The organism is Oribacterium parvum ACB1, assembly GCF_000238055.2.
Lineage (GTDB): Bacteria > Bacillota > Clostridia > Lachnospirales > Lachnospiraceae > Oribacterium > Oribacterium parvum.
Map to the genome: position 1 here is coordinate 396,410 of NZ_KE148312.1, position 13,811 is coordinate 410,220.

Below are 13,811 nucleotides of genomic sequence, written 5' to 3' on the forward strand. Positions count from 1 at the left end.
AAGAAAACCGGCTCCCATATATCCCTATTCTATATATTTATTGCTGTGTCCGTCTTCCTATTCCATAAACGCTCTTCTTATGCTTTTGCCATACGCTGAATCGCTTCTGTAACGAGTTTTCTAAAGCGAGGTGCCGCCTGATCCGCAACAATCTTCACATCCTCATCGCTTAAAGGCTCTTTGGATAGTCCTGCCCCAAGGTTCGATATGCAGGAAATACCGCAGATACGCATACCGCAGTGACGTCCTGCAATTGCCTCACAGGCTGTACTCATTCCTACCGCATCAGCCCCTAAAATATGGGCCATGCGAACCTCTGCCGGTGTTTCAAAGCTCGGACCGCTAAACTGCATATACACACCCTCTCGAAGAGAAAGCCCCTGCTCCTGTGCAACAGTCAGAATCTCCTTTCGAAGCTCCTTGTCATAGACCTCCGACATATCCGGGAAGCGCACACCAAGTTCCTCCGCATTTGCCCCGATCAAAGGATTCGGAACGGAATATAAAATGTGGTCGGTAAGGAGCATAAAGTCCCCTGCCTGATAAGCAGGATTTGCAGAGCCGCAGGCATTGGTTAAGAAAAGGATCTCCGCTCCCATAAGATGCATAAGACGAGCAGGAAGCACCACATCTTCCATGGAGTATCCCTCATAGTAATGCACTCTTCCCTGCATGATCACTACCGGAACCAATCCGATATGCCCAAAGACAAATCTTCCTTTATGGCCGCTTACGGTAGAAACCGGAAAATCGGCAATATCATGGTAGTCGATACTTGCCTCAATCTCGATTCTCTCCGCAAAGTCTCCCAGCCCCGATCCCAGAACCAGGGCAAGACGAGGGCGAAAAGGAATCTTATCCTCTATACTCTTATAACATCTCTCCAGTCTTTCATAAAGCTTTGTCATCTCTTACTCCCCTCTTAAAAACAATTTCCTGCTCCCCGCACCGTCATTTCCGAGAATGAATCTCCAAACATGACAGCACGGTACGCAGGGAATCTTTCTTATTTATTGATAATCTTCTCCGGTCAAATAATTGTAAAATGCCGTATTTACATAGCGTTTCTCCGGTTCCACGGAAAGGCCTTCAGAAAGCGCGGAAAGGCGCTTAAGCACCTCATCCTTTTTCTCTTCCGTGGTAAAGGGATGAATGGAATAGTTGCCGTTTGTCACTACGCAGTCATAAATCTTGTGATAATCCTCTTTCGGCATATCCTCTCTCACCGTACTGTAAAGCGGTTGCCACCAGGAACCGTAGATTAAGCCCTTTAGGTCGGCATTTTCCGAATTCTTCTTGGCAAATGTCTTGATAAGCTTATCAAACGCCATAAGGTCTTCCGTATCAGCAAATTCCAACTTCAAGTCGTATTCCACAGCATAAACCAAATATAAGTCATCGCTGAATTTCTTAACCTCATAGGTCGGAGTCGGATCCGGAACAGGGCCCCAATCCAGTAAATACTGATAAATGCTGATTTTCGGTTCCAGCTGGATTCTGGCATTGATATTTTCACTGTCTAAAAGTCCGATTAACTGCTGAGCATGAAGTATATCCGAGTGCCCATATTGCAAGGTAAGCTCCGGCAAAAATCTTGCATCATAAGCGGCAGACTTTAAACCATAACCGGTTGTAATCTTCTGCTCCACCGCCTGTCTTCCCACCTCTGAAAGCGTCTCGTCATCAAAAAGCTGGAAAGAATTCCACTCTTTCTCGAGCTTTCCGAAAATGTCCGGATCACTGGCAAGCCCCAGATAGTTTCTTCCTTTTCCTACTGCGTCTGCGACCTTCATAAGAAGTGTATCGAAAGAAGCTTTATCCGGCTTCTCATTCTTTAAAAGCAGCATAGCTTCCTCCGGACTAATTAAATCCACATCCAAAGCACAAGCAATAAGAGAAAGATGATCCCCTTCCCCTTCCAATCCGTATTGTTTCAGTCTTTCTTTCGCTTTCTCCGTAGTATAGGTTAAAGCAAGCTCTTCGTATCCTGCAGCCTTTATTGCCGCAGATACCGCTGTGCTTCGGTCAAGTTCCCCTTCTACCGCTATATCTTTCTCCGTAATCGCTTTCAAAGCTTCAGAAAAAGCTTTGGCGTCCGTTTCGGCTTTAAGATCAATCTTAAAGTAATGGTTTAAATAGCTTGCTGTCTTCTCAGCAGAATCCTTAAATTCCGCTTCTCCCCGTCTCTTCGCCGCATCTTCTTGAAAAGCCTCTTCTTTCTCAGAGGAACCAGTTTCTTCCTTAACTTCTTCCTTCTCTTTCTTCACTTCCTGTACCGCTTCCGTTACAGCGGTCGTCCCCTTTGTTTCCTCCTCTTTAACTCCGGAAGCTCCGCAAGAAGCCAAAGCCATCGCCAGTACAAAAGATACTACCGCAGAACCCAAAAGACCTCTTTTCATCTCTACCTCCACTTTGCCCTTCAACAACGCATCAGCGAAACTTTTTTCAATTAGTCCTATAGTACCCGAAAAGAAGGTTTTAAAGCAATATCTTTTCCTCCTGATTTTTTTGTATTTTTTAATACAATAATATAATCTGCCAAGACTATGAGCTCATTCAATCTCAACTTCCTGTAAAAATTAACTCTCGATTAGGATTTTACTCCTCATCGTCACCCACATTCTTGCCTTCCAAGAAGGCGATGATTTCTTCTGTACTACAATACTTCCAGGATATGCCTCATACCACAAGGGAATCCGGTTTGTTCTGTCATAGCCCACGCTATAGTTGATAATCGGCTTACTCTTATCAACCTTTGCATGTCCGAATTCTGCGAGATCGATATCTCCCGCCTGACAGTTCTTATTGGTGGAGTCATAGGAGATGTAAATCCTGTTCTTATGAGTTACCGATTTATTCCACTCAAAAATCAAAAAACAGCCCTGCTCTGTGGCATTTCCCATTCTTCACTTTACGAAAGCTTAAAATGGAAAAACACAGGCAAGACTGTTTCTTCTTCATTCTTTGTTCTACACTGAAACGAATGCTCTTTATCCGTTCTGATAAACCTCTTCCAAAGCCGCCTGCACAATAAAGCGCCGGTTTCCTCCGGAGGGTCCGGAACAGGTAGACAGGGTGATGATATCCGGCTGCTGCAAAAAATCGATACTGTCCTTGGGGTAATTTCTATAAGAAGAAAGCCTTTGAATCAGACTTAAATACTGATCATAGCTCTATCGTAATGTCATGGAATGGCTGTCTGCCCTCTACCTGAATAGTGATATTATAGGATTTACTTTCCTTGAATAGACTCTTAGGAAGAGTCAGAATCTGCTTTTCCCGATCCAAGGAGTAGCTTGGTTCGTTCTCTCGATGAGACTCCGATAAAACCGGCCAAGAACCGACGAAAACATTTTCGATCTTATCCATAATGTCCTTAGGCAGATAAAGCTTCACATCCTGATTAAGCTTGGCTTCTCCCACCAGCTTAATAACATTCTTTTCCTCCGGTGTCTCAGGACTTGGCTTTTCTTCAGACTTTCCGCTCTCTCCGCTGCCGGGCTTTTCTTCACTATTGCCATTTTCTCCGCTGCCCGGCTTCTCTTCAGGCTTTCCCTCCTCTTCCTTTGAAAGATTAGAGGAAGAAGCCGGGGTTTCGGATTTCCCATTGTTCTCGGTATTTCCTGCATTCTCCGCTGTATTTCCGGTATTCGCTGAATGATTTGCTGTATTCCCGGTATTGCCCGTATTGTCTGTAGTGGTTCCGGTATTATTGCCGGCATTAGCAGCTGTGTTTTCTGAATTTCCGGTGGAGGTGCTTCCGCTTGTAGAGCTACCGCCGGAACGACTTACTCCCGCTACCTGCCCTACATTTCCGGAGGGAATACTACGGCTTACACCTGCCACCTGTCGCTCTGATAAAGATGCACTGAGTCCCTTGCCGCTAATATACACCGGTTCCCCACCGGCCTCATTGAGCCAACGGCCATTGGCATCCACATAGTAGCCGTCCCCGGTTCTTCCACCGGTAAACAAAACACCGTAGTCTGCCTGATCCGCCTCTTCAAAATAATAGCAATAGCCATCAATCCATTGCCAACCTGTAAGCACATGCCCAAGGGTAGAGTCATTCTCCGTACTGAGAAAATAGGTCTTGCCCTGTAAATTCAACCAGCCGGTTTCCATGAATTCCTCCACAGGACTTTGGTAATACCAATCCTTTTCATAGACCAGCCAGCCCTTCTCCGGAGTGCCATACTCTCTAAGAAATTGCCACTTCTCCCCTTGCTTACGCCAAGTTCCCGGCGTGTTCACTCTATTGGTTTTCGCCAAAGAAGTCATGGGGCTAGCCACGGTCAGTAAAACCGTTCCCAGCACAAGTGTTCGTCCAAAACTTCCCATTTTCTTTCCCTCAAGCTCCTTCATCCTACTCTCCTTTCCGAAATAACATTTATTTAACTTTTTCATACTACTCCTATTTCTCCGGCTTGGAAAGTAATTTTTCTTAATTTTCAAGAAATTTTGTATAAATATAAGAATATTTTCGAATGATACTAAGCATAAGCTGCTCTCAAAAAAATAGGGTATCTCAACTTCCTGTAAAAATTAACTCTCGATTAGGATTTTACTCCTCATCGAATATTAGCTCTTTTCATAGCGAAACTTGCAAATGGGAGGATTTTGTTCTATACTTTTTTCTATGCTTCCGTAGCTTAAGGGATAGAGCCCCGGCCTCCGACGCCGGTAGTGGCGGTTCGAGTCCGCCCGGAAGCATTTTTGATTGCAAAAAAGCCACTGTACCCTCCTTTGAAAGCACGCTCGCGCTCGGTTCAGACCTTGCGGCACTAAGCATCAAACTTCGTTTCACTCGTTTTTCGCAAGTGCCGAGGTCTACAAACGGCTTTCTCAGAAGGGTACAGTGGTTATTTCCGGAGAATACACTTCCTTATGTTATTTCAATCTTTCTTCTATTGTTTATCTTCCCGGAAAACGGAAGTTCGGGATAAGTTGATCCCAAGAGTCAATACCGATAACTGCTCTTGCAAAGTCCGCTATTCCCTCTGTTGCACTGGGATTATCAATCCACTTAAAGACTTCATGGGCAGGCTTTGGTACGAGCTGATGGTTTACTATGCTGGAAAGTCCAAAGGCAAGTCCGTGCTTTGTTTCATCATCATTGTCTTCCTGTCTACTCATAAGGTAAGCAGAAATATACGGATTGTTATCTACAATGAAGTAGGAGTATGCTACAGCAGCTGCCTGCTCTGTAGATTTGTCCACACCTTTCGCGATACTACTAAAACCTTCCTCCGTCAGGAAAATCTTACGAACCTCTCCCTTACGGTTTTTCATGCTATCCATGCTCATAAAATCAGTAATGACATGAAGGTTCTTAAAGTTGACTATCGGGGAATCTACGGTGTCATTGACACGTCCTGTTTTATCATCATCCCAGAAATTCGGAGAATAAATCGGATACGGATAGGGATGTAACGCAAGACCGTAGTCCATATATCCTTCCGCCTCTTCATAGTTATGGAAGGCAAGGAGGATATCTTTCCCCTTATACTTTCCTACCGGAGCCGCTTCCGGAAGCATATTCCAGTAATGGTCGATAGAGAACATAATGTTGTCATTTGCCGACACAGACTTCATCGCCGTATAGAATACACGGAAGGCTCTCTGGAACTTGGAAGTATAGGCGGAAACGTCAAAATCTCCCATATAGTTCCAGTACTGGTTGTTAATTTCATTTCCCACAACCCAGTTGGTAATCTTACCATGACCGTTCTTTCCGTTATAACGCTTTGCAAGGAAAGAAGCCATTGCCTTCACCGCGCGGAAGCCTGCCTCGGATTCTACGTTAAATCCATAGTATACAGCCTGTTCTTTCGGCAGCTCGGTAACCCCAAGAGGGTTCAGCTCCGGAACCGTCTGATTCCAAGCATTTAAAAGAATAGCGGTTACAGCCACACCGGAATCGCTGAGTCTCTTAACCTCCGCATCCAACTGGTCAATCAACTCTTTATTGATCTTATAGGTCTTGCTCTCATAGGTGTAGTCGATTCCATTTCCAAAGAAACGTTGTGTCGGAATGTCCACACCGGCATGCTTGATATTTAAGCTCAGTGCATCATCCAAAATATTCGGATCCACACGAAGTCCCTTCTTTCCGGGGTTCAAAGCCGGATCCTGATTCTCCGCCACAATTTCCGGGTTTTCGATATAGCGTCTGTTCGCAATCATCTCATATCGACCGCCAACCTTGACAGCCGGCACGAATGCACTGTAGAGACGAAGCTCTCCGGGACCTGCATGGAGCGGGAAGCTGAACGTCTGGTTCGCTCCGATACTTCCCTTCGCAAGATAATCCGTTCTTCCGGACAGGTCATTTTGATAGGGTTTAATTTCAAAAATATAAATTGAACCATCTGTACCGCTGCTATCTCCGGAACTGTCTACCGTAACCGAAATCTTATCCTTCTCTTGGTTGATTCCCACATCCCGAACCTTTCCGCTGATGGAATGTGCAAAAGCCCCAAACGAAAACAGTGTTGACATCGCCAGAGCACAAAAAAGTCCGATACTCTTCTTTCCCAATAATCCCATATTTCTTTCCTCGACTATCCTTTCCTTCCGAATGCAAAATCTCCCAAAACAGCCGGTATAAATCGAAAAAGTCTATACCCGCTATCCGGTACGAAAGACAGCATTCTCCATAAATCAAAGCCTCTTCATACTACGATTTTTAGGAAAGGATTGCTAGCGGAATAATCTTACAAGTTCTTACGGTTTAGGGATAGGAGAAAGACACCTCAATCTCTTGAGGTGTCTCATAGGCCTGATTTGGTATGTTTTATCTTATTATTATGAAGCGAATATCCTCTTTCCTCCACGCAATAGAATGAATTTCCTTTGTGCACTTCTCCTAAAACATAGTGCAAAATTTTGTCTTTTTGAATATTGATAAGATGCACAAAGAAAGTATAATGCAAATAGATATTTTGTTCAGAACACACAATAAAATAGGAGAAAAGCTATGAAAAAACAAGTTTTATCCGCAGCATTGGCTCTTACTTTAGGAGCATCTTTACTTGCTTGCGGAGCAAAGAGCGAAGGTAATGCAGGAGGAGACACTTCCGTCAAAGCAGAGGAAGGAAAATCCGATGCAGCTACTGATGAGAAGGCCGAAAACAAGACCAAGGGAAGTGGAGAAACCCTGACAGTACTCTACATGTCCGGCGTTTATGCAGATGCAGCAAAGTCCATGGTAGATGAGTTTGAGGAGAAAACCGGTGCAAAGGTAGAAGTCATTGATATGCCATACACCGAGCTTCATCAGAAGATGCTTTTGGACTTCACAAGCGGAGCAGGAACCTATGATGTGATTGATGTAGCCAGCCAGTGGGATGGAGAATTTGCTCCTTACCTTACTGATCTGCAGCCGTATATGGAGAAGGACGATGTAAAGGCGGAGGATTTCATTGACAATGTCATTGCAAACTCCGGAAAGTGGCAAGATAAGTATATCGGAATTCCCAATGCATCCACACCACAGCTTTTTGCTTACCGAACCGACATTTTCCCAAACGGACTTCCGGATACTTGGGAAAAGTACAGAGAAGAGCTAAAGAAGGTAACAAAGAAGGATGAGGGCTTCTATGGAGCCTCCATTTCCGGAATTACCGGACAGCTTGGCGGCGTGTTTGACTATGTGCTTTGGTCCATGGGCGGTGCTTGGGCTGACGAGAACTGGAAGGTAACCATTGATTCCGAAGAAACCAGAAAAGCTTTGGAGCATTTAAATGACTTACAGGAATCTTTGGATCCCAACTGGTTAAACTGGGGAACAGATCAGTCTATTCAGGCTTTTTTAAACGGAGATGCGGCAGTCTGCGAGACCTGGCCTACGCTTGGCTTAGTACAGGATGCTGACAATCCTGAAAAGTCCAAGGTGGTAGGAAAATGGGCATTGTCCGTAATTCCAAAGGAGAAAACAGGAATCACCCTTCTTTCAGCATGGGATTGTGCAATTCCGGAAGGCTCCAAGAAAAAGGATTTGGCTTGGGAGTGGATCAAGATGTATACCAGCTTAGACAAGCAGAAGGAATTCTATTCCAATCACGCTATTCTTTCTCCAAGAAAGGCTTTCTGGGAAGAGGATGGCATCAAGGGAACCTATATGGATACTGTTCGTGAGGCACTGGATACCGCGAATATGTGGTGGAGAGTGGCTGCTTCCACACAGGTGGACACCAGCTTTAACACTTTGATTTCCGCTTATCTTTCCGGACAAAGCGATTTGGATACTACGGTAAAGGAAATGAAGGCTGCTGTGGAAGAAGCCTTGCAGCAGGCTCCTCCTGAAGAGGGAACAAAGAACTATAATCATTAATCTATTCTATAGAGAAGTATATTTTACTTATCCCATAAGACAGTTTTAAAAAGAATATGCTAGAAAGTTAGAGGAATACAGTATGAATGGCACTGAAGTAAGAAAAGGAAATAGAGGAAAAGGAGAAAGGCTTTGGTCTTGGCTTTTTCTACTTCCCACAATTTTATTCTTAGGCTTTACAGCCCTGTTACCGCTACTGTATTCCCTCTATCTAAGTTTATTTCAATACAAAATTAATCTTCCCAATGCCGTTCCCAAGTTCATCGGCATTGGGAATTATCTTCGGATGCTTCAGGACAAAAACTTAGGTGTGAGCGTGGGAAATACCGTTCTTTTTGCGGTAGTTTCCGTATCCTTAGAGTTGGTTTTAGGGCTTTTTGCCGCTATGATGCTTTGCGGTACCAAAAGAATTTATCGCATTTTTACTTCTTTACTCTTGATTCCCATGATTATGGCTCCGGTGGCCATCGGTACATTATTCCGTATGATGCTGGACGGCAGTACAGGAATCATCAATTATCTCTTACATTTTGTGGGTGTACCCCAAATGAACTGGCTGAGTAATCCAAAAACCGCCATGCCTGCGGTGATTTTTGTCAATGTCTGGCAATTAATCCCCTGGGTATGCATCATTACCATGGCAGGGCTAAAGTCCCTTCCTCAAGATGCATTGGAAGCTGCCAGAGTGGATGGTGCGAAGAATCGCCATATCTTTTTTCAAATCGTGCTTCCCATGATTAGCCCCTTACTGATTATTGTTTTAATGCTTCGTTTTGTAGATGCCTTTAAGGTTTTTGATACCATTTATACTATGACGAACGGCGGTCCGGGAAATGCTACGGAAATGCTGCCAAACTACATTTACAAACAAGGCCTGAAGTTCTTTGATGCCGGCTATACGGCGGCTCTGGCTATGGCTTTCGTTTTCTCTATGACCATTATCAGTTTTCTTTTCCTGCGTTGGAGAAGACATGTGGAAGAACGGGTTTTGTAATCTGAGGAATTGGAAAGGAAGAAAATTATGGCTAGAAAGCGAAGAATGGATGTAAATGATTCCATGGTGCATGAAATATTGGGAAATGTGTGGGGAAGGCCTTTTCGTATAGTATTTACCGCTGTGCTGATGTTGCTGGTTTTGTTTCCCTTATACTGGCTTTTTTCCAGTGCTTTTAAGATTCGGGCGGAGTATTTGGCGAATCCTCCTCTTTTGATTCCCCATGTTTTTACCATGGAAAATATCAAAACGGTGTTGTCCATGAACGGTCTTGGACGACAGTTTATGAATTCCATGATTGTAAGTCTTAGCTCCACTGCCATTTCCCTGCTTTTTGGATCCATGGCGGCATACAGTTTAGTGCGGGGAAAGTTCTCAAAGCTTATCAGACAGATTTTCGGTCTATGGTTTATGATTCAGAAAATGTATCCGGCCATTGCTACAGCGATTCCCATCTATCTTGTGATGCGAAAGCTACAGCTTATCGATACCCTGCCGGCTTTAATTATTATGAATACCAGTTTTAACCTGCCATTGGTAATCTGGCTGATGATGGGCTTCTTTGCTCAGGTGCCTATTGAGATGGAGGAATCTGCCAGAATTGACGGTTGCCATTTTCTGAGTCGCTTCTTCTATGTGGTTTTCCCTGTGACCAAATCCGGAATTGTAGCAGCAGGAATTCTTGCTTTTGTGGGAGCTTGGAATGAATTCCTCTTTGCGGTTATTTTAAGCATCAATAAGTCTAAGACATTGCCCGTAGTTATCGCAGGCTTTATTACCGATAAGGGACTGGATTGGGGGCCAATGGCGGCAACTTCTCTGATTAGCTTGTTACCGGTTTTGGTACTGGTATACCTTTGCCAGAAGCAGTTTGTGGAAGGACTGGCAATGGGAGCGGTGAAGGGGTAGCGATAAGCACTTCCAAACAACACTATTTCCTGATATTCTATTGAAACTTAAAAGGACACCTTTTATATAGTGTCCTTTTTATGATTTAATCTTCATCATTAGAAAAAAGGCCGAATTCCTCCTGCAAGCGCTCCTATAAAAATAGTCCTTTTCTATTACGACATTTTCTGCGACATTTATTACGTCATTTATTGCGTCATTTATTACGACATTGTTGCAAATCCTATTTTACGATATAATGGCCGAATCGATTCGATCCTACATGTTCAATCTTCCCATCAGCCATTAGACGCTTTAACGCTCTTTGAACCGTTCTTGGCGATGCACCTACAATTTCAGCAAGCCCTGCTGCTGATTGAGTACCATCTTCCATCAAAAGATCCAACAATTTTTCATCTAAAGTTTTTGCTTTGTTCATTACGCCATTATGTGATAATTCTTTTAGAAGATCTCTAACTGAATAAGCATTCAGCCTAGAGCACAGTATATCCAAATCAAGGATATCATCAATCAGTTTGACGTATATAATGTCGTAAAGAAATGAATTTAAAAAAATATATGCTTGTTGCTACTATTATGGTGAATCAGGAGTGGCACTTTGGCCCGCGCAAGCTATTAATTATACAAATAAAACGCAGTTCTTATTTAGAATTGAAAAAGGGATTTTGAATATAAATGATCAGAAAGTAAATGACTACGTTGCGCACTCAGAATTAAGGGTTCCATTTAGAAACATAGTTTATATTGGTGATAGTGCCACAGATATTCCTTGCATGAAACTGGTAAATTCACATGGCGGACATTCTATAGGTGTGTTTAATCCTGAAACTCAGGATAAGTCTAAGGTCTATGCAATGATAACACAGAATCGTATTAAGTATTTTACCGAAGCTATTTATTCAAAAGATTCAGATTTAGAAAAGTTATTGAAAAATATTATCGATATGACAGTAGTCACAGAGGTTCTGGAGAAACGCCATTTTGAGTGTAATGTTGAAGCTGGAGAATATAAAAAACATCCAATGGACTACAGGAAAGATATTTTGATTAACAATCTTGAAGATAGTATGAACTATCTAAATATATGTTCTGTCATTGATGAATTGAGAGCCAATGAACTTAAGCGCATACAGCATTGCACAATCCATTCATGTTCCGGTTTCCAGAATCCAAGATATCCTGCATGATAGACGAAAAATCACAATTGATACCTCCCTCCGAATCGCAAAGTTATTCGGTGTTTCGGATGAATATTTCATCAATATGCAGAATGACATCGATATTCGAATGCAAAAAAGAAAGCTTGATTTCGAACTACAGCAAATTAAAACAATACAATATGCATAACGAAATGCGGTTTCCGGAGCCGGAATCACCGGTTCTTGATTCCCGGAATGGCAGTTTCCATGGCCGTACAGGCGGAGGAAATGCGAAGGAAGCCAGTAGAAGTAAGCATTTCTGGAGAGGCCATGCTGTGTACAATAGTCATCTACTTTTAGACCGCTCTCCTTGCAATCTTTAATAATGTCAGCCCATTGCCCTGTTCGCATCCTGCTTGTAGCAAGTTTTGTATTCATCTTGAATTCCTCCCTGAGATAGTGTGCAAAGTGGAAAACGTTTGTAAAGTGGAAAAAGTGCTTCAACTTTTCACACTTTTCACGATTATCTCAATTTTTGTGGGGAGAAAAAAAATGACAGGTTATTTACCATTTACGTTTTGAAAAAGATTGAACCGCCCTACAGTCTTTATTTATCTAGCTGTAGAGCGGTTTTCATCAACATGTTTTGTCCTATAACCCGGTTTTCATCAACACGTTTTGTCCTATAACCCGCAGATTATCGTGTCGTATATAATGTTGTAAAAAAAGAACTCCCGAAATCGGGAGTTCTTTTAAAGTACTCAGATAGAATTAGTTCTCTATCCAATACGTTGCTGTCTTACTATCTCTGGTAACATTAACACTTATTCTTCCGTCACCGTTAGAATGTGAAGTATATAATTTCTTGGAGCTTGCGTAAACAATAGCACCATTCTTATCTGTTACATAGTACATATCATTTACATCCTTAAGGTTGAACTTGCTCTTCTGAACTGTACCTGTAGTATTTACAAGAATCATGTCAGTTCCAGAAATTGCACCCATATCACTAGTAATATACTCAACCTTTGTAGTACCAGCAGCAAGCTTCTTGAAGTTAGCAGCCTGTACTTCTACATATCCATAGTTGGAGTCATCATTATTAGCTGCAAGCACAAATCCCTTAAGTGTATACTTCTTAATCTTAGAAACATAGTCGGATGCCGCCTTACCATTGTTGTTGAAGTAGAACATGAAGTCCCCATCATCAAAGGATACAGTCTGTAATCCGCTCTTTCTGGAACCATCCTTTGCACCATCTCCGGAGAAATAGTAAACTTCATGAGTTCCTGCTCCAAGATAATCTGCAAGCTCATCTGCATCAATTGCCTGATACTTCTCAGCTCTAGTACCATCATAATCTACAAGTCCGGAAAGCATACGTCCCTTTGCATCGAATGCATATACCTTATTCTTGATTCTCTTAGCTGTGTTCTTTACAACCTTACCTGTGGAGTCTGCCCACCACCAACTATATTTCTCGTCTTCAAAATCCTTAGAATCTAATTCCTCGCTTGGAACAGCCCAAACCCACTGATTCTTTCTTGCAGCACCATCGCCGTTTACATAAACAATCTGACTGCTACTTGAAGTTGCAGGTAACATAAGGCTCGGAGAAGCAGTCTTCTTCAGATTGGACCAATCTTCAATCATGCGTCCATCCGGACCAAAGTAATATGTAGAACCGTTAATGTTCTTCTTTGTATTCTTAGTAATCTGTCCGTTATCGTTGAAATAGAACCAAGCGTTAACTTCATCGCCATCATCTCCGATTACAGGAATCTGTACCCATCCGTGCTGAGCAGAACCATCATCAAATCCGCCGTAGTAGTACTTAGCATTTACATAAGCATCATCACCGGCAACAAGATTGGATTCAGCACCCAACCAGCCATAGAGCATATAGCCTTCCTGGTCGAAGAGATACTTCTTGCCATTGATGTTCTTGATATCAGAAATAGTTAACTTCTCATTTCCATCTCTGTAAGCCTTACCATCAGCACCGAAGTACATCCATCTGTGATCTGCATCACCATTCTCGGAATCTACGTCAAATGCAACCCACTGGTTGGTAACCATAGCACCGTCCTGGTTTACATAGTAGAAATCGTTGTTGGTCTGAACAACTTCATTCATAGCCATGTTTCCATCAGAGCCAAGATAGAACCAATAGTCTCCGGACTTTCTCCAAGCGTCAGTTACAGGAGTACCTTCGTTGTCTAAATACTGCCAGCTACCTGTGGAATTGTTCCAGCCTGCAGCAAATGTTACAGCGGAAGCTCCGATAGCAAGTAATGCGGTTGCAGATAAAGCTGCAACTAATTTTGTTTGCTTTCTCATAATTAATGCACTCTCCTTTTAAATTTGTGGAATAATCCAAGTTGCGTGACGATTATACCCTTTTTTTTTCATCGATTCAAGTTTTTTTATAAAC

The 13,811-nt window shown here is 42.8% G+C and carries 11 protein-coding genes, 1 tRNA gene and 2 pseudogenes; 6 read left to right on the forward strand and 8 right to left on the reverse strand.

Annotated features, from left to right (window positions below):
- Nucleotides 1-77: 77 nt before the first annotated feature.
- From HMPREF9625_RS01955 to HMPREF9625_RS01970, 4 genes and pseudogenes are all read right to left on the reverse strand, one after another.
- A complete protein-coding gene (locus HMPREF9625_RS01955) occupies nt 78-908 on the reverse strand; it encodes a purine-nucleoside phosphorylase (RefSeq protein ID WP_009535333.1) in 831 nt (276 codons plus the stop codon).
- 102 nt (nt 909-1,010) lie between these two features.
- A complete protein-coding gene (locus HMPREF9625_RS01960; RefSeq protein WP_009535334.1) occupies nt 1,011-2,399 on the reverse strand; it encodes a hypothetical protein in 1,389 nt (462 codons plus the stop codon).
- 258 nt (nt 2,400-2,657) lie between these two features.
- Nucleotides 2,658-2,864 (reverse strand): annotated as a pseudogene (locus HMPREF9625_RS11745) (IS1634 family transposase); the annotation flags it as partial.
- A 301-nt stretch (nt 2,865-3,165) separates the two neighbouring features.
- On the reverse strand, nt 3,166-4,407 hold the full coding sequence (locus HMPREF9625_RS01970; RefSeq protein WP_009535336.1) for a hypothetical protein: 1,242 nt from the start codon (nt 4,405-4,407) through the stop codon (nt 3,166-3,168).
- Nucleotides 4,408-4,641: 234 nt separating this feature from the next.
- Here HMPREF9625_RS01970 and HMPREF9625_RS01975 point away from each other — a divergent pair.
- Nucleotides 4,642-4,713: transfer RNA gene (locus HMPREF9625_RS01975), tRNA-Arg, on the forward strand.
- Between the two features lie 201 nt (nt 4,714-4,914).
- On the opposite strand, the gene HMPREF9625_RS01980 is transcribed toward HMPREF9625_RS01975, so the two are convergent.
- Entirely contained in the window at nt 4,915-6,549 is a 1,635-nt protein-coding gene (locus tag HMPREF9625_RS01980) for a DUF5722 domain-containing protein (RefSeq protein ID WP_009535337.1), read from the reverse strand.
- Nucleotides 6,550-6,979: 430 nt separating this feature from the next.
- Between HMPREF9625_RS01980 and HMPREF9625_RS01985 the strand changes: the two genes are divergently transcribed.
- The 3 genes from HMPREF9625_RS01985 (at nt 6,980) to HMPREF9625_RS01995 (ending at nt 10,238) form a co-directional block, all read left to right on the forward strand.
- A complete protein-coding gene (locus tag HMPREF9625_RS01985; RefSeq protein WP_009535338.1) occupies nt 6,980-8,335 on the forward strand; it encodes an ABC transporter substrate-binding protein in 1,356 nt (451 codons plus the stop codon).
- An 82-nt stretch (nt 8,336-8,417) separates the two neighbouring features.
- Nucleotides 8,418-9,329 (forward strand): carbohydrate ABC transporter permease, encoded by a 912-nt coding sequence (locus HMPREF9625_RS01990; protein ID WP_009535339.1) that lies wholly within the window; start codon nt 8,418-8,420, stop codon nt 9,327-9,329.
- A 27-nt stretch (nt 9,330-9,356) separates the two neighbouring features.
- A complete protein-coding gene (locus tag HMPREF9625_RS01995) occupies nt 9,357-10,238 on the forward strand; it encodes a carbohydrate ABC transporter permease (RefSeq protein WP_009535340.1) in 882 nt (293 codons plus the stop codon).
- Nucleotides 10,239-10,461: 223 nt separating this feature from the next.
- Here the strand turns inward: HMPREF9625_RS01995 and HMPREF9625_RS02000 are convergent, their stop codons facing one another.
- Nucleotides 10,462-10,656: a winged helix-turn-helix domain-containing protein gene (locus tag HMPREF9625_RS02000; RefSeq protein WP_036596594.1), complete on the reverse strand. Its 195-nt coding sequence runs from the start codon at nt 10,654-10,656 to the stop codon at nt 10,462-10,464.
- Nucleotides 10,657-10,828: 172 nt separating this feature from the next.
- Here HMPREF9625_RS02000 and HMPREF9625_RS11280 point away from each other — a divergent pair, with 172 nt between their 5' ends.
- Nucleotides 10,829-11,425 (forward strand): HAD family hydrolase, encoded by a 597-nt coding sequence (locus HMPREF9625_RS11280; RefSeq protein ID WP_009535341.1) that lies wholly within the window; start codon nt 10,829-10,831, stop codon nt 11,423-11,425.
- Entirely contained in the window at nt 11,352-11,585 is a 234-nt protein-coding gene (locus HMPREF9625_RS11630; RefSeq protein WP_081637153.1) for a HigA family addiction module antitoxin, read from the forward strand. The genes HMPREF9625_RS11280 and HMPREF9625_RS11630 overlap by 74 nt, the downstream gene beginning before the upstream one ends.
- A 101-nt stretch (nt 11,586-11,686) precedes the next feature.
- On the opposite strand, the pseudogene HMPREF9625_RS11695 reads toward HMPREF9625_RS11630, so the two are convergent.
- Together HMPREF9625_RS11695 and HMPREF9625_RS02010 are read right to left on the reverse strand one after the other, a co-directional pair.
- Nucleotides 11,687-11,815, reverse strand: a pseudogene (locus HMPREF9625_RS11695) (IS66 family insertion sequence element accessory protein TnpA); the annotation flags it as partial.
- Nucleotides 11,816-12,148: 333 nt separating this feature from the next.
- Nucleotides 12,149-13,717, reverse strand: coding sequence for a PspC-like choline-binding domain-containing protein (locus HMPREF9625_RS02010; protein WP_009535342.1), 1,569 nt, complete (start codon nt 13,715-13,717; stop codon nt 12,149-12,151).
- Nucleotides 13,718-13,811 lie beyond the last annotated feature (94 nt).

Bases quoted from the DNA above. Each gene is read 5' to 3' on its own strand.
- HMPREF9625_RS01955 (WP_009535333.1), bottom strand. From the start codon at position 908: ATGACAAAGCTTTATGAAAGACTGGAGAGATGTTATAAGAGTATAGAG.
- HMPREF9625_RS01960 (WP_009535334.1), bottom strand. From the start codon at position 2,399: ATGAAAAGAGGTCTTTTGGGTTCTGCGGTAGTATCTTTTGTACTGGCG.
- HMPREF9625_RS01970 (WP_009535336.1), bottom strand. From the start codon at position 4,407: ATGAAAAAGTTAAATAAATGTTATTTCGGAAAGGAGAGTAGGATGAAG.
- HMPREF9625_RS01980 (WP_009535337.1), bottom strand. From the start codon at position 6,549: ATGGGATTATTGGGAAAGAAGAGTATCGGACTTTTTTGTGCTCTGGCG.
- HMPREF9625_RS01985 (WP_009535338.1), top strand. From the start codon at position 6,980: ATGAAAAAACAAGTTTTATCCGCAGCATTGGCTCTTACTTTAGGAGCA.
- HMPREF9625_RS01990 (WP_009535339.1), top strand. From the start codon at position 8,418: ATGAATGGCACTGAAGTAAGAAAAGGAAATAGAGGAAAAGGAGAAAGG.
- HMPREF9625_RS01995 (WP_009535340.1), top strand. From the start codon at position 9,357: ATGGCTAGAAAGCGAAGAATGGATGTAAATGATTCCATGGTGCATGAA.
- HMPREF9625_RS02000 (WP_036596594.1), bottom strand. From the start codon at position 10,656: ATGAACAAAGCAAAAACTTTAGATGAAAAATTGTTGGATCTTTTGATG.
- HMPREF9625_RS11630 (WP_081637153.1), top strand. From the start codon at position 11,352: ATGAACTTAAGCGCATACAGCATTGCACAATCCATTCATGTTCCGGTT.
- HMPREF9625_RS02010 (WP_009535342.1), bottom strand. From the start codon at position 13,717: ATGAGAAAGCAAACAAAATTAGTTGCAGCTTTATCTGCAACCGCATTA.